The sequence below is a fragment of the Microbacterium sp. Root1433D1 genome, from assembly GCF_001426835.1.
Lineage (GTDB): Bacteria > Actinomycetota > Actinomycetes > Actinomycetales > Microbacteriaceae > Microbacterium > Microbacterium maritypicum.
In genome coordinates, this window is sequence record NZ_LMFN01000001.1 from 471,242 (window position 1) to 490,601 (window position 19,360).

Sequence of the window (19,360 nt, forward strand, 5' to 3'; positions counted from 1 at the left end):
TCCGCATCGCGGGCATACCGTCAGGCTATGACCGCCAGGCGCTCCGCCAGGATCTCGGCGATCTGCACGGCGTTCAGCGCGGCGCCCTTGCGCAGGTTGTCGTTGCTCAGGAAGAGCACGAGCCCCTTGCCCTCTGGTGCGGACTGGTCGGCGCGGATGCGACCGACGAAGCTCGGGTCCTTGCCGGCAGCCTGCAGCGGCGTGGGAACCTCGTCGAGGACGACACCGGGGGCCGCGCTCAGCACCTCCCTGGCACGCTCGGGAGTGATGTCACGCGCGAACTCGACGTTGATCGAGAGCGAGTGGCCGGTGAAGACCGGGACCCGCACGCAGGTGCCGGCCACGCGGAGGCCGGGGAGTTCGAGGATCTTGCGGCTCTCGTTGCGGAGCTTCTTCTCCTCGTCGGTCTCGTTGTCGCCGTCGTCGACCAGGTTGCCGGCGAAGGGGATCACGTCGAAGGCGATCGGGGCGATGTACTTCTCTGGTTCGGGGAAATCGACCGCGGATCCGTCGTGCACGAGACGGAGGGTGTCGCCCTGGGCGAGCACACCCTCGACCTGGCCGAGCAGCTCCTGAGCGCCGGCGAGTCCCGAGCCGGAGACGGCCTGGTAGGTGGACACGATCAGACGCTCGAGGCCGGCCTCGGCGTGCAGCGCCTTCAGCACCGGCATCGCCGCCATCGTGGTGCAGTTCGGGTTCGCGATGATGCCCTTTGGGCGCTCGTCGATCGCGTGCGGGTTGACCTCGCTGACCACGAGCGGAACCTCGGGGTCCATGCGCCAGGCGCTGGAGTTGTCGACGACCACGGCACCGGCAGCGGCGAAGCGCGGCGCATAGGCGCGGCTCGCCGTGGCTCCCGCCGAGAACAGGGCGATGTCGATGCCCGTGGCATCCGCCGTCTCGACGTCTTCGACGATCACGGTCGCGCCGCCGAACTCGATGGCCGTGCCGGCGGAGCGCGCGGAGGAGAACAGTCGCAGGTCGCGGATCGGGAACGACCGCTCGGCGAGAATCTCGCGCATGACGGTGCCCACCTGGCCGGTGGCGCCGACGATGGCGACGGAGAGTCCTGATTCGGAGATGCGGGTCATGATGTTCCTTGGCGTCGTGCGGTACTGCGTACGAGGCTTCGGGCGCGGCGTCGGGGTGCTGAGGCTGCGCCTGGCGCCGGTGTCAGGGTTTCGGTGAGTCTATCGTGCCGCCGACAGGCCGCCGGCCCTGCGCTGCGGGCTCTCGCACGGTCGGCAGGAAAACGGCGGCGAGCGGCAGAGATCAGCGGCCGGTGCCCGCGTGGACCGTGGCCTCGGCGTCGCCGTCGAGCCCGTAGGCGGTGTGCACGGTGCGTGCGGCCTCGGTCAGGTCGGTGTCGCGCAGCACCACGGAGATGCGGATCTCGGAGGTCGAGATCATCTCGATGTTGATGCCGCCGGCCGACAGCGCCTCGAAGAGGGTGGCGGAGACGCCAGAATGCGTGCGCATCCCCGCACCGACGACGGAGAGCTTGCCGATCTGGTCGTCGTGGATCAGGTTCTGGAATCCGACCTCGGTCTGCTCACCGGCGAGCGCCTTGAGAGCTCCCGCCGCATCGGCCTTGGGCACCGTGAAGGAGATGTCGGTGCGTCCGGTGGCAGAGACGTTCTGCACGATCATGTCGACGTTCGCGCCCGACTTGGCGACGATCTTGAAGATCTCGGCAGCCTTGCCCGGCACGTCGGGCACCCCCGCGACCGTGATCTTGGCCTGGCTGAAGTCGGTGGCGACACCGGCGACGATCGGTTCTTCCATGACTGCTCCCTCGGCTTCGCGGGGGTTCTTCATACCCTCGCCCAGAACGTATGTGCCCTCGGCCGACGAGAAGGTCGACCGAGCGTGAATGAGGACGCCGTGACGGCGCGCGTACTCGACGGCGCGGATGTACAGCACCTTGGCGCCGTTGGCGGCGAGCTCGAGCATCTCCTCGCTGGAGACATGATCGAGCTTCTGCGCCTTGGGGATCACGCGCGGATCGGCGGTGAAGATGCCGTCGACGTCGCTGTAGATCTCGCACACGTCGGCGTCGAGCGCAGCGGCGAGGGCGACGGCCGTGGTGTCGGAGCCACCGCGACCGAGCGTGGTGATGTCGCGGGTGTCGCGGTTGAAGCCCTGGAACCCGGCGACGATCACGATCGCCCCCTCGTCGAGGGCTTCACGCAAGCGGACGGGAGTGACGTCGACGATGCGGGCGGCCCCGTGCTGGGAGTCGGTGATCATGCCCGCCTGGCTGCCCGTGAACGAGCGCGCTTCGAACCCCATCGAGTGGATCGCCATGGCCAGCAGCGCCATCGAGATGCGCTCTCCGCTGGAGAGGAGCATGTCGAGCTCGCGCGGGGCGGGGATCGGTGCGACCTCGTTCGCGAGGTCGAGTAGCTCGTCGGTGGTGTCGCCCATCGCGCTCACGGCGACGACCACGTCGTGGCCGGCACGACGCGTGTCGACGATGCGCTTGGCGACGCGTTTGATGCTCTCTGCGTCGGCGACGGACGAGCCGCCGTACTTCTGCACGATGAGGGCCACGATCACTCCCTGGGATGACGGGCGGATCCGCCCACGCTCATTCTACGATCGGCGCGTATGCTCCGTTGCGCATGTGTCACCCGTCCGGTTGTCTGGCCTCGTCCGCGTGACCGGATGCGCGAGCGCGGCTAGAGGGCGGGCGGGAGCGCCTGAGCCGAGACCGGACGCAGTCGTCCGCCCGTGGCGGCGAACCAGCAGCCGATGATGATCAACGGGAAGCCGATCAGCAGGCCGGGGGTCAGGGGCTCGGCGAGGACGATCGCGCCGAGGATGATCGCGACCACCGGGTTCACGTAGGTGAACAGCGGTGCGCGCACCGGCCCCACCTCCCGGATGAGCGCGAAGAACGCCAGGAACGCCACCGCCGTGCAGATCACGGCGAGCGCGAGGAGCGCGGCGATCGAGGGCACGCTGGGCACCTGATGCTGGGTGAGCAGACCGATCGGGAGGTAGAAGACGCCGATCATCAGAAGCGACAGGGTGATGGTGCCGAGCGAGGGCACATCGTTGAGCTTGCGCGCGACGATGAAGGGAGCGATCGCATACAGCACGGCGACCAGGAGCACCTCCCCCGCAGCGAGAAGACTGACCTCGCCGCCGAAGAGCCCGGGACCGGCGACCACGATCGCGACGCCGATGAAACCGATGAGCAGTCCGATCCCGCGGGCAGGCCGGAGCACTCCACGATCGCCGCCGCCGAGGGCGATCAGTGCGGCGAACAGCGGAACGGTCGCCACGAGCAGACCGGTCATTCCCGAAGGCAGCGTCATCTCGGCGTGGCCGAGCAGCAGGAAGGGCCCGGCCATCTCGACCGCGCCGAAGGCGAGCACCCACGGCCAGTGCTTCAGCGCGGCGCGCAACGCACCGCTGCGGATCGCGAACGGCAACAGCAGCAGAGCGGCGATGAGCGTGCGCCCCGCCACGATCGCCGGCGGCGAGAACGACTCGACCGCGACACTGATGAACAGATACGGCACTCCCCACAGCAGCGCCATGGCTCCGAAGAGAAGCCAGCCGCGACGCGAGAAACCCGCGTTCGGGCTCACAGGATCCGTCGGCCCTCGAAGGCACGCCCGAGGGTGACCTCATCGGCGTACTCGAGGTCGCCGCCCACGGGCAGCCCGGAGGCGAGACGGGAGACCGTGATCTGCATGGTCGTCAGCAGACGGCTGAGGTAGCTCGCAGTCGCCTCCCCCTCGAGGTTCGGGTTGGTGGCGAGGATGACCTCCTGCACCGTGCCGTCGGCGAGACGGGTCATGAGCTGGGCGATGCGCAGATCGTCCGGTCCGATGCCGGCGATGGGGCTGATGGCTCCGCCGAGCACGTGATAGAGGCCGCGGAACTCCCTGGTGCGCTCGATGGCCGCGACGTCTTTCGCGTCTTCGACCACACAGATCAGTGCCTGGCTGCGACGCGGGTCACGGCAGATGGCGCAGCGCTCCTGCTCGGCGACGTTGCCGCAGATCTCGCAGAACCGCACGCGGATGCGGATCTCGCTGAGCAGCTCGGCAAGACGTGCGACGTCGAACGTCGGCGTCTGCAGGATATGGAAGGCGATCCGCTGGGCGGACTTCGGGCCGATGCCGGGGAGCCGACCGAACTCGTCGATCAGCTCCTGAACGATGCCGTCGTACATCAGGAGAACCTCGTCGGGGGCTCGTAGGGCTCTTCGCGCAGGAACGTCGCGCCGAGCACCTGGCGGATCACGGCCTCACCGTAGCGCTGCACTCCCCCGACGGAGGGCGAGCGCTCGATGACGACCGGCGGAGCGGCCACGGCCGTGCGCTGCGTCTGCGGCGCGGACCGTTCGGGAGGAGAGTGGCGCGACACGGACGGCTCGGCCGGCGGCTCGTACGACGGGTCGTACGGAGGTTCGTCGTCATAGGCCGGAGCCTCGTCGTCGCCGGGCAGCGGGGGCTCGTCGCGGTCCACGACACCGTCCGCAGGGGGAACCGGAGCCGAGGCCGCAGCCTCCACCTCTTCGGGCTCCTCGTCGACGGGAAGGGGCGCCGAAGGAGCCGGGGCGTCGCGCACCTGCTCCTCGTGCGCGGTCGGGATCGGTGCGACGGCCCACTCCGTCACCGACGATGCGGATGCGCCACGGACCTGCGAACGAGGAGACCCCGCTGACGCAGGCTCCGATGCGGGGGCGGAATCGGCCGGTGTCGATGCGCCGGACGATGCGGGCTGGCGCGGAGCGCCCCCGGCGGGCATCGGCGCGGGAAGGTACTTAACCCGCACGCCGAGCTCGTTCTCGATCGCCGAGCGCAGGTGATCGGACGGGCCTGAGCCCGGAGTCGTCCCCTTGAACTTCGCGACGTCGTGCTGGCTGGTGAACCCGAGCGTCAGCACCTCGGTCTCGGTGACGTAGGCCAGCGGCTGCACGGCCGTGGCCAGCAGCCAGGATGTGCGGCTGATGCTCTCGAGCCGCGTGAGCACCGCCGGCCAGGCCGCACGGACGCGCTCGAACGTGACCGGTCCCTGCGGGGCGGCCGGCTCGGCGGGAGCGGCCTCCGGCGCGGTGGTCTCGCTCGCCGGCGCGGCGACGGGACTCTGCACGGCGACGGGGCTCTGCTCGGCGACAGGGCTCGGTTCCGCGGCGGGGCTCTGCTCGGGAGCAGGGCTCGGTTCCGCGGCGGGGCTCTGCGCGCCCGCGGCACTCGGTGCGGACGCCGCGGCTGGTGCGGATGCCGCGGCAGCAGGAGCGGAGACCGTCGGGGCGGGAGCGGAGACCGTCGGGGCGGCCTGACGGACGGGGGCCACCGCACGCTCGCCCGCGGGGGCAGGCGCCACGGCTGCAGCCTCGGTCGCGCCGGCGAGGACGCGCGCGACCATGAGCTCGAGGTGCAGACGCGGCGATGTGGCACCCGACATGTCGTCGAGGGCCGCACTCACCACGTCGGCCGTGCGCGAGAGCCGCACGGAGCCGAACACGTCGGCCTGGGTGCGCATGCGCTCCAGGTCGTCTTCCGCGATACCGCGCAGAACGGCCGAGGCACCGGCACCGACCGCGGCGATCACGATGAGGTCGCGCAGGCGCTCGAGCAGGTCGTCGACGAAACGGCGAGGGTCTTGCCCGGTCTGCACCACGCGGTCGATCGCGGGGAACGCGGCTGCCGCATCTCCTGCGGCGAGCGCGTCGACGATCTCGTCGAGGAGGGCGCCGTGCGTGTAGCCGAGCAGGGAGACGGCGCGCGCGTAGCCGACGGTGACGGTCTCGGATCCGGCAGGTGCGTCGGAGCCGGCGATCAGCTGGTCGAGCAGCGAGAGCGTGTCACGGGGCGAGCCGCCACCGGCGCGGACCACGAGCGGGAGGACACCCTGTTCGACGATCACGCCCTCTTCGGCGCACAGCTTGGCGACGTACTCGAGCATCGCGGCCGGCGGCACGAGCCGGAACGGATAGTGGTGCGTGCGGGAGCGGATGGTGCCGAGCACCTTCTCTGGCTCGGTGGTCGCGAAGATGAACTTGACGTGCTCCGGCGGCTCTTCGACGAGCTTCAGCAGTGCGTTGAAGCCCTGCGGCGTCACCATGTGCGCCTCGTCGAGGATGAAGATCTTGTACCGGTCGCGGCTGGGGGCGAACGTCGCCCGCTCGCGCAGGTCGCGTGCGTCGTCGACGCCGTTGTGGCTCGCCGCGTCGATCTCGACGACATCGAGCGATCCACCGCCGGCGCGCGAGAGCTCGACGCAGCTGGGGCAGACGCCGCAGGGCACGTCTGTCGGCCCCTCGGCGCAGTTCAGGCAGCGCGCCAGGATGCGCGCTGACGTGGTCTTTCCGCACCCGCGAGGCCCGGAGAACAGGTAGGCATGTCCGACCCGGTCACCGCGCAGCGCCGTCATGAGCGGATCGGTCACCTGGGACTGCCCGATCATCTCGCCGAACGTCTCGGGTCGGTAGCGGCGGTAGAGGGCTGTGGTCACCTCAACAGCCTACGGCGTGCCACCGACCTTCGGCGGGCCCGAGCGTCAGTCGATCGCTTCGATCACCGGGATCGTCGTCGTGATCACGGGAACGGACGCCGACATGCGCGTGCCATCCTCGCGTCGGGCGTCGGCGAACTGCCGGAGCGTCGGGCGACCGGGGATCAGCGGACCCTGATCGGCGAGCGGCACGACGACCTCGTCCTCGACCGTCGCGATGTACGAGGCCTCCCGCACGCTGAACGGCACCGGGGGGCCGCTGCGCACCTGCACGCGCAGCTCGTCCTTCGTCACCGTCACGTGCAGAGTCGATCCCTGCCACTGGAGCGGGAACGACAGCGACGGCCAGCTCGCCGGAAGCCGCGGGTCGAAGCTCAGGTCGCCTGCGTAGTCGCGCATGCCGCCGAAGCCGCACACCAGGGCCGTCCACACCCCGCCGGCGGAGGCGACGTGCACGCCGTCGGCCGCGTTGTGGTGCAGATCATGCAGGTCGACGAACAGCGACTGCTCGAAGTACTTCTGCGCGAGGTCCTGGTAGCCGACCTCGGCCGCGAGGATCGACTGCACGACCGCCGACAGGGTCGAGTCGCCCGTGGTCAGCGGGTCGTAGTAGTCGAAGTCGGCCTTCTTCTCCTCGGGCGTGAAGTGGTTGCCCTGCAGGAACAGCGCGAGCACGACATCGGCCTGCTTGAGCACCTGGAACCGGTAGATCACCAGCGGGTGGAAGTGCAGCAGGAGCGGTCGCTGCTCGGCGGGTGTGTTGGCCAGATCCCACACCTCGCGCTCGAGGAACAGGGAATCCTGCGGATGGATGCCGAGCCCCTCGCTGTACGGGATGTACATGGCCTCTGCGGCGCGGTCCCACGCTTCGGCCTCGCCCGGACCGAGGCCGGTGCGGTCGACCAGCTTCACGTAGTCGTCGGGGTGGCTCTCCTTGATCTCGCGCACGATCTTGGCCGCGTAGCGCAGGTTGTAGCGCGCCATCACGTTCGTGTAGAGATTGTCGTTCACGACCGTCGTGTACTCATCCGGCCCGGTGACGCCGTGGATGTGGAAGGTCTCGATCCCGTCTCCCGGCGCTCCCTCGACGAGACGCGAGGCACGCCAGAAGCCGAGGGTCGCCCACAGCCGCGCCGTCTCGATCGCGATGTCGGCGCCCTCGCGCCGCAGGAACTCCTCGTCGCCCGTCGCGCGCACGTACTTGCCGAGCGCGAAGCTGATGTCGGCGTTGATGTGGTACTGCGCGGTGCCGGCGGCGTAGTAGGCCGAGGCCTCCTCGCCGTTGATGGAGCGCCAGGGGAACAGCGCCCCCGCCTCGTTGAGCTGCGATGCCCGTCGACGCGCCGCCGGGAGCATGCGCACCCGTGCACGCAGCGCGTTGTACGCCCATCGCGGTGACGTGTATGTCAGGAACGGGAGCACGTAGATCTCGGTGTCCCAGAAGTAGTGCCCGCTGTACCCCGAACCGGAGACGCCCTTGGCGGGGACTCCGGCCCCGTCGGCGCGCGCCGACGCCTGGGCGAGCTGGAACAGGCACCAGCGCGTGGCCTGCTGCAGATCGTCGCGTCCGCCGATCTGCACGTCGCTGCGCTCCCAGAACGCGTCGAGCCACTCCCGCTGACGGCGGAACACGGTCTCGACGCCCTCGTCCGCCGCGCGGTCGAGGGAGCGGCGGCAGCGATCGACCAGCTCACGCGGAGGCACGCCTCGTGACGTGTGGTAGCTCACGAGCTTGGTGACCGTGATCGGCACCCCGGCCTTCGCCTGCACGCGGAACACGTTCTTGGCGATGTCGGCCTCGATGAGCGTGCGGGCGTTGTACTCGTTCTCGGTCTCGACGACGTGATCCGCGACCACGGCGACGGTCATCCCCGAGTCGGCGACACGGTACGACAGGGCCGAGCGCAGCCCGTCCTGCCAGTGCTCAGCGGGCTCCAGAACGCGATCGGCGATCTTCTCGGCCTTGCGCGGGTCGAATGCCGCGGCCTTCGTGCCGATCGGTGTGCCCGCATAGACACCGGCACCGTCCTGCCGGTTGAGCAGCTGGCAGCTGATCGTGACCGGGGCATCGGAGTTCTCCACCACGACCTCGAGCCGCAGCACCGCGAGGTGGCGCTCCTCGAAGCTCACGATGCGCTCGTCGCGCATGCGCACGCGCTTTCCCGACGGAGTCTCCCAGACCACGAGGCGCTCCAGCACACCGGTGCGCAGATCGAGCGTGCGCCGGTACTCGCGCACGTCGGCGTCGTCGAGCGAGACGGGCTCGTCGTCGACGTACACGCGCATGACCTTCGCGTCGGGGGCGTTGACGATCGTCTGCCCGACCTCCGCGAAGCCGTAGGCCTGCTCGGCGTGACGGATCGGCCAGGTCTCGTGCAGGCCGTTGATGAACGTCCCGTGCTCCTGGGCGCCGCGGCCCTCGATGTGGTTGCCGCGCAGGCCGAGGTAGCCGTTGCCGACGGAGAACAGCGTCTCGCCGACGCCCTCCTCCGAGTAGTGCGTGTCGATCAGACGCCACGGGTCGACGGGGAAGCGGTCGCGGTCGATCATGCGGTCTCCGGGATGTCGTTGCGGGAAGCGGGAAGGAACACGTCGAGGTCGTCGACCACGACGGTGGCGCCGGCGGCACGCAGGGCGTCGGCGCCCGCGCCGCGGTCGACGCCGACCACGGTCGCGAAGCCGGCTGCGGCTGCGGATGCGGCGCCGGACGTGGCGTCCTCGACGGCGACGGCACGTGCCGGGTCGACCCCGAGGGCTGCGGCACCGGCGGCGAACATGTCGGCCGCGGGCTTGGAGGCGAGTCCGTCGCGTTCGGCGACGACGCCGTCGACCACGATCCGGAAGAAGGAGCGCAGGCCCGCGGCCCCCAGCACCTCTTCGGCGTTCTTGGAGCTCGACACCACGCCGAGCGGGATGCCCACGACGTGCAGGCTCTCGACGAGCGCGAGCGAGCCGGGGTACGGCGCGATCCCCTGAGCGCGCAGAGACGCGGCGAACGCGGCGTTCTTGCGGTTGCCGATGCCGCAGACGGTCTCGGCGGTCGGGTCGTCGTCGACATCGCCCCAGGGCAGCTCGACGTTGCGGCTGCGCATCAGGCTCGCGACACCGTCGTAGCGCTTCTTGCCGTCGACGTAGTCGTAATAGTCGGCGTCGGTGTAGGGCGCCGTGATGCCCCATCGCGCGAACACATCGTCGAAGACGGCCTTCCAGGCACGCATGTGCACCTCGGCCGTCGGGGTGAGCACGCCGTCGAGGTCGAAGAGCACGCCGTCGGCGTGGAACAGGTCGGGCAGTGCTTCAGGCACAGAGCCTCCAGGAGAAGGGCGATCGTCGGGCCGGCACCTCTCCGTGCCACTGTGCAAGCGTAATGCGGCGGCGCGCCGCGGGGTAACCCCCGCGGACGGATCAGATCAGCTCGGCCGTCTGCCGGGCGATCTGCAGCTCTTCGTCGGTCGGCACGACGAGCACGGTCACCGGGGACGCATCCGCGGAGATCCGACGGATGCCGCGCTCGCGTGCCGCGTTCCTGACGGGGTCGATCTCCACGCCGGCGAAGCCGAGCGTGGCCATCGCGGCAGCGCGCACCGGCGCGGCGTTCTCGCCCACACCGGCGGTGAAGGAGATGACGTCCACTCCCCCGAGCTGTGCGATGTAGGCCCCCGCGTAGGCGCGCAGCCGGTGCACGTACACGTCGAAGGCCAGAACCGCCGCGTCCTCCCCCGCCTCGACCCCGGCGAGGATGTCGCGCATGTCGCTGCGTCCGGCGAGACCTGCGAGCCCGCTGCGGGTGTTGAGCAGGGAGTCGAGGTCGTCGATCGAGAGACCGGCACGGCGGGACAGGTGCACGAGTGCCGCGGGATCGATGTCACCCGAGCGCGTCCCCATCACGAGTCCCTCGAGCGGGGTGAGGCCCATCGAGGTCTCCACCGATCGTCCGCCGTCGATCGCGGTGACCGACGCCCCGTTGCCGAGGTGGAACACCAGCTGGCGGAGATCGGCGAGGTCACGGCCGAGGAAGTCCGCCGCCGCCGCGCTCACGTACTGGTGGCTCGTGCCGTGGAAGCCGTAGCGGCGCACCCGGTGCTCCGCGGCGAGCGCGGCATCGATCGCATAGGTGTAGGCGGCGGGCGGGAGCGTCTGGTGGAACGCGGTATCGAACACCGCCACGTGCGGCACCTCGTCGAACACCGCGCGCGCGGCGACGATGCCGGCGAGGTTCGCGGGGTTGTGCAGCGGCGCGAGCACCGCGAGCTCGTCGATCTGCCGCTCCACGTCGGCGTCGATGAGCGTCGGGGCGTAGAAGCGGGCGCCGCCGTGGACCACACGGTGCCCGACCGCGACGGGGCGATGCTCCTCGAGCGAGGGGCCGTGCGCGGCGAACTGCTCACGCATCATCTCGAAGGCCGCAGCGTGATCGGTGATCGGCCTCTCGCTGCGATAGGTCGCATCGAGCATGGTCGGCACGGCGTCGCCGTCGACCGCGGGGCGCACCGTGTGCGCGACCGGGCTGACGTCCTGCCCGATGCGCTCGATCAGTCCGCTGGCGAGCAGGTTCTCCTGCTCGATGTCGATCAGGCTGTACTTCAGCGAGGAGGACCCGCTGTTGATCACCAGGATCGCGCTCATGCAGCGCCTCCCGTCTGCGCAGACCCCTGGGCCTGGATGGCCGTGATGGCGACCGTGTTGACGATGTCGTCGACGAGCGCGCCACGGGAGAGGTCGTTGATGGGTTTGTTGAGCCCCTGCAGCACCGGGCCGATCGCGACCGCGCCGGCCGAACGCTGCACCGCCTTGTAGGTGTTGTTGCCGGTGTTCAGATCGGGGAACACGAACACCGTCGCGCGCCCCGCCACAGCGGAGCCGGGGAGCTTCGCCTTGGCGACCGCGGCATCCGCGGCAGCGTCGTACTGGATCGGCCCCTCCACCGGCAGCTCGGGTGCACGCTCGCGCACGAGGGCGGTCGCCGCGCGGACCTTGTCGACGTCCGCTCCCGATCCGGACTCCCCCGTCGAGTACGACAGCATGGCCACGCGCGGTTCGATGCCGAACTGGCGGGCGGTCGTCGCCGACGAGATCGCGATGTCGGCGAGCTGCTCGCTCGTCGGGTCGGGGATCACGGCGCAGTCGCCGTAGACGAGCACCCGGTCGGCGAGAGCCATCAGGAACACGCTGGAGACCACGTTGACGCCCGGTTTGGTCTTGATGATCTCGAACGACGGACGGATCGTGTGCGCCGTCGTGTGCGCGGCGCCGGACACCATGCCGTCGGCGAGACCGAGGTGCACCATCATCGTGCCGAAGTACGACACATCCGTCACGGTGTCGGCGGCCTGGGCGAGGGTGATGCCCTTGTGCGCCCGCAGCCGCGCGTACTCCGCGGCGAACCGCTCGACGAGGTCGGGGTCGGTCGGGCTCAGCACCTGGGCGGCGGTGATGTCGATGCCGAGCTCGACGGCCCGCGCACGGATGGACGACTCGTCGCCGAGGATCGTCAGATCGGCGACCTCCCTCGCGAGGAGCGTGGCCGCGGCGCGCAGGATGCGATCGTCGTCGCCCTCCGGCAGCACGATGCGACGACGGTCGGCGCGGGCGCGTTCGATGAGTCCGTACTGGAACATCAGGGGCGTCACGACGTGCGCCTCTGCGAGCCCGAGCTGCTCGGTGAGCTCCGCGATGTCGACGTGGGATTGGAAGAGACCGAGCGCACGGTCATACCTTGCGCGCGAATCCGCCGAGATGCGGCCGCGGGTGCTCATCACACGCACCGCCGTGTCGTAGGTGCCGAGGTCCGTCGTGATGATCGGCACCGACGAAGCGAAGCCGTCGAGCAGCCGAACGATCGGCTCCGGCAGCGGGAACGGGCCGTTCAGGATGATGCCGGCGATGCGGGGGAACGTGCCGGAGGAGTCGGCCAGCAGCGCGGCCAGCAGCACCTCGGTGCGGTCGGCGGGGATCACCACGACCGCTTCCTCGGTGAGTCGCGGCAGCACGTTCACCATCGACATGCCCGCGACGACGATCGTCAGCGCCTCCCTCGTCAGACGATCGTCATCGCCTTGGAGCAGGGTGCCGTCGACGGCGGCGAGGATGCCGCGGATCGACGGTGCCACCAGCGCGCGGTCCTCGGGGATCGCCCACACCGGGGTGTTCTCGGCGGGGAGTGCGGCGTGCACGGCCTCGATGATGGCGTCGAGGGCTTCGGGATCGGCGCGATTGACGGCGACGGCGAACAGCTCGGCCCGCTCCTCGGCCAGCTCGGACAGCGCGAGGGCGGCGATCTGCGCGATCGCCCCGGCGGGACGCGCCGTGGTGGTCCCCAGCTGCTCGGCCTGGCGCTGCTGATCGCGGCCGCTGAGCACGAGGAGAACGGGTGCTCCGAGGTTGGCGGCGATCCTGGCGTTGAACCCGAGCTCGGCGGGGCTCGCGACGTCGGTGTAGTCGCTGCCGATGACGACGACCGCGTCGCACTGCGCCTCGACCGCCTTGAACCGCGCCACGATGGTCGACAGGGCGGCCTCGGGGTCGGATCGCACGTCGTCGTAGGTGACGCCGATGCAGTCCTCGTAGTCGAGGTTGACCCCGTCGTGCGCGAGCATCAGCTCGAGGATCTCGTCCCGCGCGGTGACCGAGCGGGCGAGGGGGCGGAACACGCCCACCCGCGGCGACACGCGCATGAGGGCGTCGAGCGCCCCGAGGGCGATCGTCGACTTTCCGGTATGGCCTTCGGCCGAGGTGATGTAGATGCTCTGCGCCACGGCTTCAGCTTAGGCGCGGCGCCCGTGAACCCACCGAGCATCTCACCGGAGCAAATGGCGCGGCATCACTCGCACGGGCCGGACATCGCGTCGACGACCGCCGTGGCGTCCGTCTGGAACCGCGAGTAGTAGTCGCGGTCGGTGTTGATCTGCACCCGGTGGATGGCATGCGAGGGCTCCATCGTCTGCCACTCTGGCAGCCGCCCGAGGCGATCGAAGAACAGCGTCGTCGCGGTGGCCGGGTCCATCCGCTGCTCGACGCTCCCCCACCACTCCTGCTGCTGGAAGAGGCCGATGCTGGTCGTGCGCGTCCCGTCGGGATTGGTGAATCCGCGCGTCTCCCAGTCGCCGTAGTCGATGTTGTGCAGGCTGCTCTCGCCCATCGCCGTCATCACCCCGAGGATCTGCCCCTCCCTCGGGAAGCCGAGGGCGCCGGCCGTGCGGATGATCGTAGCGGCGTTCTCGAGCTGCTCTCCGGTCCAGCCCTCGATCCCCGCTTCGGGGAACGTCTGCGGATCTTCGATGCAGATCGGGGCGGGATCGCGCGCGAGGCCCAACGGGATGAGCACCAGCAGTCCGACGGCGACGGCCAGCGCACCGGCCGACAGCAGCGTCCGCCGCAGGATCCTACGACGTCGCCGACGGTTCGCCGCCTTCCCTCTCGTGCCGGTCGTGCGACGTCTCGGTGTCCTGGTGCGTCTCGCCGCAAGCCTCTTCGTCGCCGGCCGGCGCTTCGCCCTCGATGCCGGTGCGGGGCTCATGACGTCAGGGCTCCGCCGGACGTGCGAGCACGACGCCCGACGAGAGCGGCGAGGCCGCCGCCGATCGCGCCGAACAGGTGCCCCTGCCAGGAGATGCCCTCGGCGACGCCGAAGACCCCGGCGAGCATGGATCCGCCGTAGAGCGCGATCACGATGACGGCGATCACGGCGTAGAGGATGCGGTGCGCGACGCGACCGGGGGCGAACACCCGCATCACGACGTAGCCGAAGTAGCCGAAGACCAGACCCGAGGCACCGACTGTCAGGGTTCCTGGGGCGTTGAACACCCAGGTGCCGATACCGCCCACGACCGCGACGATGGCGGTGACGGCCCAGAACCGACGCGTTCCCTCGACCGCCACGAGACAGCCCAGCACGAACAGAGGAACGGAGTTCGCGATGAGGTGCTGCCAGTTCGCGTGCAGGAGCGGACCGAGCACGATGCCGCCGAGCCCCGAGACGTCCCAGGACCGCAGCCCGAATCCGGTGAACGAGCCGGGAAGGATCGCATCGGCGAACTGCACGACCCACATCACGACGAGCAGGAGCACCGGCGAAGCGAATCGGCCGAGCGGATGCTGCGCCTTCTGCGGCGGGGTGACGGTCACCGGACGATTGTCGCAGGTGCAGCCACGAGCGGCCTGAGCGTGCGGTCGGGAGAGCCCGCGGGAAAAGAAAATGACTCTCCGCGCACCCAGCAGAGCCCGGTTACCCTTGCTGCGTTTCCGCCCTGGGGGAATTGGCCTGGATGCCGCCACGCGGAGAGCCGTCAACCATCCTAACCCGACCGGCGCGATGGTCCGAATCGTGCCTCTCCTCCCCGCGCATCCTCAGGGGAACCTGCCAGAGCGGCGCACCCTGTGCAGGGTTACGATCGAATAACGCGCACCGCTGCGCCGACGTGAGAGGGAACGCATGCCAGAGAACGCCCCCCTGATCCCGGTATCGATCGATGCCGAGACGTTCGCCGCGCAGACCTCTGCGATCCTCGGTTCGATCGGCCAGGTCATCGACGGCAAGCCGGATGCGGTGCGCAGCGCTCTCGTCTGCCTGCTGGCCGAGGGGCACCTGCTGATCGAAGACGTGCCGGGCGTCGGCAAGACAATGCTCGCCAGGGCTCTCGCCGCGAGCGTGGACGCGACCGTGCGCCGCATCCAGTTCACGCCCGACCTGCTCCCCGGTGACGTCACGGGTGTGTCGGTCTACAACCCGGTCGATCGCGAGTTCGAGTTCAAGCGCGGCGCCGTGTTCGCCCACATCGTGATCGCCGACGAGATCAACCGCTCCTCCCCCAAGACGCAGTCCGCCCTGCTGGAGGCGATGGAGGAGGGTCAGGTCACGGTCGACGGCGCCACGCACCTGCTGCCCCAGCCGTTCCTGGTCGTCGCGACGCAGAATCCCCTGGAGATGGAGGGCACCTACGCCCTCCCGGAAGCGCAGCGCGACCGATTCATGATGCGCATCTCGATGGGGTATCCGGATCCCGCCGCCGAGGCGCTCATGCTGCGTCAGCGCGACGTCGTCAGCCCGCTCGCCGCCGTCACGCCCGTCGCGGACGCGGCATCCATCGCCCAGCTCATCGCGTGGGCGCGGGCGGTGCACGTGGCCCCGGCTCTCGAGGAGTACACGGTCGCCCTCGCCCAGGCCACCCGCTCCGACCCGAACCTCCACCTCGGCGCAAGCCCCAGGGCCACTCTGCAGCTGGTCAGGGCCGCGAAGGTATGGGCGGCCCTCGACGGACGCGAGTACGTGATCCCCGACGACATCACCGCCCTGCTCATCCCGGTCCTCGCACACCGTCTGCTCCCGGCGCGCGGCGCGCACCGCGCAGGCGCACAGCCGATCGAGGCCGCCCTGACCCAGATCGTCGAGCGGGTGCGCGTGCCCGTCGCGACGCGTTCCTGACAGCTCTCATCATGCGACGACGTCGATCCCTCACCGGCCGCGGTGCCGGAGCGCTCGTCGCCGCGCTCTGCTGCCTGATCGCTGCGAACCTCCTGGGCGCGCGCGTGCTGCTCTACCTCGGTGTGCTGCTCGCTGCCGTCACCCTCTTCTCGCTCCTCGCGGTCCGCCTGCCGCGACGATCCGGCACCGTCACCCGCCAGATCTCGACCGACCTGCTGACCGTGTCCGAGACCTCACGAGTGACCGTGCGGTTCTCCCTGCGCGCCATCCGCGTGCCGCGCGGACTCTGGCACGACGTGCTCCCCGACGCCGTCTCCGCGGACTCCGGCGGCGAGTATCCTCCGGAGAACGGCCGGCTCAGCTACCTGATCACGGGTGTGCGGCGCGGCGTCTGGCCCGTCGGCCCGCTGATGCTGCGCACGGTGGACCCGTTCGGTCTGGCACAGCGCGAGCAGGCGTTCGGGGAGACCAGGAGCGTGACCGTCGTCCCCGAGGTGTTCGCCCTCGCACCTCTCGCCGTGCGGGTCGGTGCCGCCGGTGGAACCGCGCACACCTCGTCGACCCGGCTCGGACAGGGCAGCGACAACCTCTCGCCGCGGGGATACATCCCGGGCGACTCGATGCGTCGCATCCATTGGAGGGCGACGGCGCACCGGGGTCAGCTGATGGTGCGGCAGGAAGAGGAGGAGTCCAGCCCCGACGCGGTGGTCGTGCTCGACCGGAGCGGCCGCCGCTGGGATGCCCCCGGGGCCGAGGCCGATCCGGCCTTCGAAGCCGCCGTCTCGCTGTGCGCCTCCGCTGCGGTGCACCTGGCCTCCGAGGGCTACAGCGTCGACGTTCTCGACAGCGCGGGCACCCTCCTCGGCGCTCTCCGCGGCCACGAAGACGACCGCGACGGGCTGCTCACGGCTCTCGCGATGGTCACGCCCCGCGGCGAGAGCCGCGACCTGGTGGCACTCATCGGCGGAACACCGCCCGGCCCACTCGTCTACATCACCGGCCGCCTCGACGAAGAGGACGCCGCGGCGCTGCGTGCCGCCGGCGCCGCTGCGCCGATGCTGTTCAGCACCGAACTGCTCCCGGGCGCCACCGAGGCCTCCACCCGTCACGGCTGGACCGTGGCACGGCTCGGCGACGACATCTCCGCCGCCTGGGAGGATGCCGTCTCGGCACGGATCGGAGTCGGCGATGTTCCGCGCTGAACAGGCCCCGCCGGCCGCACCCGCCGCGGTGCGCCGACCAGCGTTCTGGCACCGCGACCACGAGGAGCCGGCCGGGGTGGTCGGCACCGGGGCACTGGCGGCGACGGCGGCGCTCGTGGCCATGTGGCCCTTCACCTCGGTCATCGCTCCCGGAGCCTGGTCGTTCACCGTCATCGCCGTGATCGTCGCCGTGGCCGGCACCGGAATGCTGATGCGGCACCTGCTGCGCCGACGAGCCGAGTGGGTTCAGGACCTCGCCACGCTCGCCACGCAGGTCGTGGTCGCCGTCGCCGTCGTGACGCTGCTCATCGCAGGTGACACCGCCCTCTTCGGGATCATCCCGACCTCCGCGACGCTGACGCTGTTCGGGGTGCTCGGCGCCTCCGCTGTCGAGGCGGTCGTGTTCGGCTCCGCGCCGCTGGATCCCTCCCCCGGGCTCGCGGCCGCCATGGGCATCGGCTTCGCGGTCGTCGCGATACTCCTGGACCACCTCGTCACCCACCGTTCCGCCGTATTGGCGGTGCTGCTGACCGGGGCCGTCGGCGCTGTGCCGATGATCGTCACCCTCGGCGAGACGAACGTCGTCTGGTTCGTGCTCTTCGGTGCGGTCGCCCTCCTCGTCTTCCGCCACACGGCGCGCAGACATCCGGAATCCCCACGCCGCTCCTCCGCATCGGTCGCCGTCGCGATCGGGGCCGCCGCGATGGCGACGACCATCGCCGTCGCCCCGATGCTTCCTGTCAGCACCAGCCTCGCCGGCACCGGCGTCGGGGTCACGGTCGATGCATCGCTGCGTCTGGGTGACGATCTGCGCCAGCCCAATCCGGTCGAGGTCCTGACCGTGGCGGCGAAAGGCGAGACCGCGCCGTATCTGCGCCTGACGACGCTCTCGCGGTTCGACGGACGCGTCTGGCAACCCGACGACGGGGATCTGCAGTCGCAGGGCGACGGATTCGGTCCCCCGGAATGGGGAGAGGACATCACGACGGAGGAGCAGACCACCTCCATCCGCGTGCTGCGGATGTCGAGTTCCTGGCTCCCCGTGCCCTACCCCGCCACCACCGTGCAGGGTCTCAGCAACGCATGGCGGATCGCCCCCGAGAACCGCACGCTGTACTCCCGCGGCGCCGATGCCGTCGGGAACGACTACACGGTCACCTCGTCGCGACTCCTCCCCACGCTCGAGCAGATCCGGGCCATCGATGCCGCCGCTCCCGTCGTCGATCCCGACGCCGAGCCGGTCGAGCTGCCCGCCATCATCGGTGAGCTGGCCACCGAGGTGACCGCAGCTGCGAGCACCGACTACGACCGGCTCATCGCCTTGCAGAACTGGTTCCGTTCGCAGTTCGCCTACTCGCTGGAGACCCCGGTGGAGGAAGGCTTCGACGGCACGGGGGCAGAAGCCGTCGCGGAGTTCCTCGACGCGCGATCCGGATATTGCGTGCACTTCGCGGGGGCGTTCGCGCTGATGGCGGAGACCCTCGGCATGCAGGTGCGCATCGTCGTGGGATACCTTCCCGGCTCACTCACCGACGAGAAGCGCGGCAGCGAGTCGGTGTTCTCGGTGACCAGCGATCGTCTGCACTCCTGGCCCGAGGTGCTGTTCCCCGGTGTCGGGTGGGTCCCGTTCGAGCCCACCGCGTCGCTGGGTGTACCCACGGCCTTCCGCCCGGGGGTGACGCAGGGCGGCGGATCAGGGAACCCGTCCGCACCGGCACCCACCACGGCACCGCAGGCCGAGCAGACCTCGGGTCCCGAGGTCGACCGCAACGACGCCGGCGGAGACTCGGCCAGCGGCGGCGAGCTGCGCCGCCTCGACCCGACACCGGTCGCCCTCACCACCCTCGGCGTCGTCGTGCTGCTGCTGCTTCCCGCGCTCATCCGGCTCGCGGAACGTCGGGCGCGCCTGAGCAGGGCGCGCCGTGGCGACCCTGCCGCCGCCTGGGCGGAGGTGCGCGACACCCTGATCGACCTGCAGATTCCCGTCACCGACGCCGACACTCCCCGCGTGCGCGCGGCCGGTCTGGTGCGGCAGAACGGCGTGGATGCACACGCAATGCGTCGGCTGACGGATGCGGTCGAGCGGTCGAACTATGCCCGCTCCGGCGAGGCATCGGACGATCTCGCCGAACCACTGGGTGAGGTGCTCGCGAGCCTGCGACAGAGCGCCGATCGAGCGACGAGGGTGCGGGCGGTGCTGGTGCCCCGTTCCCTGTATGCGCCGCGAGCCGCCGAACCCGGTATGACGGCCTGAACCGTA

General features: G+C 70.3%; 14 protein-coding genes and 1 other RNA gene. 3 read left to right on the forward strand and 12 right to left on the reverse strand.

The window, feature by feature from the left end:
• Positions 1–20 precede the first annotated feature (20 nt).
• The 12 genes from ASD13_RS02210 to ffs all read right to left on the reverse strand — a co-directional run bounded on the left by ASD13_RS02210 (position 21) and on the right by ffs (position 14,764).
• Positions 21–1,091 (reverse strand): aspartate-semialdehyde dehydrogenase, encoded by a 1,071-nt coding sequence (locus tag ASD13_RS02210; RefSeq protein ID WP_055865326.1) that lies wholly within the window; start codon positions 1,089–1,091, stop codon positions 21–23.
• A gap of 181 nt (positions 1,092–1,272) precedes the next feature.
• Complete coding sequence (locus ASD13_RS02215) at positions 1,273–2,553, reverse strand: aspartate kinase (RefSeq protein WP_031205603.1); 1,281 nt, start codon at positions 2,551–2,553, stop codon at positions 1,273–1,275.
• A 128-nt stretch (positions 2,554–2,681) separates the two neighbouring features.
• Complete coding sequence (locus ASD13_RS02220; protein WP_055865328.1) at positions 2,682–3,599, reverse strand: DMT family transporter; 918 nt, start codon at positions 3,597–3,599, stop codon at positions 2,682–2,684.
• On the reverse strand, positions 3,596–4,189 hold the full coding sequence (gene recR, locus ASD13_RS02225) for a recombination mediator RecR (protein ID WP_017829084.1): 594 nt from the start codon (positions 4,187–4,189) through the stop codon (positions 3,596–3,598). Before recR ends, ASD13_RS02220 begins: the two co-directional genes overlap by 4 nt.
• Positions 4,189–6,477: a DNA polymerase III subunit gamma and tau gene (locus tag ASD13_RS02230; protein ID WP_055865333.1), complete on the reverse strand. Its 2,289-nt coding sequence runs from the start codon at positions 6,475–6,477 to the stop codon at positions 4,189–4,191. Before ASD13_RS02230 ends, recR begins: the two co-directional genes overlap by 1 nt.
• Before the next feature lie 45 nt (positions 6,478–6,522).
• Positions 6,523–9,027 carry a glycoside hydrolase family 65 protein gene (locus tag ASD13_RS02235; protein ID WP_055865336.1) on the reverse strand — a complete coding sequence of 835 codons (2,505 nt, stop codon included), beginning with the start codon at positions 9,025–9,027 and terminating at the stop codon, positions 6,523–6,525.
• Positions 9,024–9,782 (reverse strand): HAD-IA family hydrolase, encoded by a 759-nt coding sequence (locus ASD13_RS02240; protein ID WP_055865339.1) that lies wholly within the window; start codon positions 9,780–9,782, stop codon positions 9,024–9,026. Before ASD13_RS02240 ends, ASD13_RS02235 begins: the two co-directional genes overlap by 4 nt.
• Before the next feature lie 100 nt (positions 9,783–9,882).
• The gene (locus tag ASD13_RS02245; RefSeq protein ID WP_055865342.1) at positions 9,883–11,103 is read right to left on the reverse strand and encodes an acetate/propionate family kinase; all 1,221 of its coding nucleotides are present in this window, start codon (positions 11,101–11,103) and stop codon (positions 9,883–9,885) included.
• On the reverse strand, positions 11,100–13,232 hold the full coding sequence (gene pta / locus ASD13_RS02250; protein ID WP_055865346.1) for a phosphate acetyltransferase: 2,133 nt from the start codon (positions 13,230–13,232) through the stop codon (positions 11,100–11,102). The genes ASD13_RS02245 and pta overlap by 4 nt, the downstream gene beginning before the upstream one ends.
• A gap of 65 nt (positions 13,233–13,297) precedes the next feature.
• Positions 13,298–13,993, reverse strand: a complete 696-nt coding sequence (locus ASD13_RS02255; protein WP_055865349.1) for a hypothetical protein — start codon at positions 13,991–13,993, stop codon at positions 13,298–13,300.
• Positions 13,990–14,601, reverse strand: coding sequence for a rhomboid family intramembrane serine protease (locus ASD13_RS02260; RefSeq protein ID WP_055865351.1), 612 nt, complete (start codon positions 14,599–14,601; stop codon positions 13,990–13,992). Before ASD13_RS02260 ends, ASD13_RS02255 begins: the two co-directional genes overlap by 4 nt.
• Positions 14,602–14,667: 66 nt before the next feature.
• Positions 14,668–14,764, reverse strand: an RNA gene (ffs, locus tag ASD13_RS17105) — signal recognition particle sRNA small type.
• A gap of 144 nt (positions 14,765–14,908) precedes the next feature.
• Here ffs and ASD13_RS02265 point away from each other — a divergent pair.
• The 3 genes from ASD13_RS02265 to ASD13_RS02275 are packed head-to-tail and all read left to right on the forward strand — an operon-like array spanning position 14,909 to position 19,354.
• Positions 14,909–15,898 (forward strand): AAA family ATPase, encoded by a 990-nt coding sequence (locus ASD13_RS02265; RefSeq protein ID WP_055865354.1) that lies wholly within the window; start codon positions 14,909–14,911, stop codon positions 15,896–15,898.
• A gap of 11 nt (positions 15,899–15,909) precedes the next feature.
• Positions 15,910–17,100 (forward strand): DUF58 domain-containing protein, encoded by a 1,191-nt coding sequence (locus tag ASD13_RS02270; protein ID WP_055865356.1) that lies wholly within the window; start codon positions 15,910–15,912, stop codon positions 17,098–17,100.
• Positions 17,087–19,354: a transglutaminase family protein gene (locus ASD13_RS02275; RefSeq protein WP_055865359.1), complete on the forward strand. Its 2,268-nt coding sequence runs from the start codon at positions 17,087–17,089 to the stop codon at positions 19,352–19,354. The genes ASD13_RS02270 and ASD13_RS02275 overlap by 14 nt, the downstream gene beginning before the upstream one ends.
• Positions 19,355–19,360 lie beyond the last annotated feature (6 nt).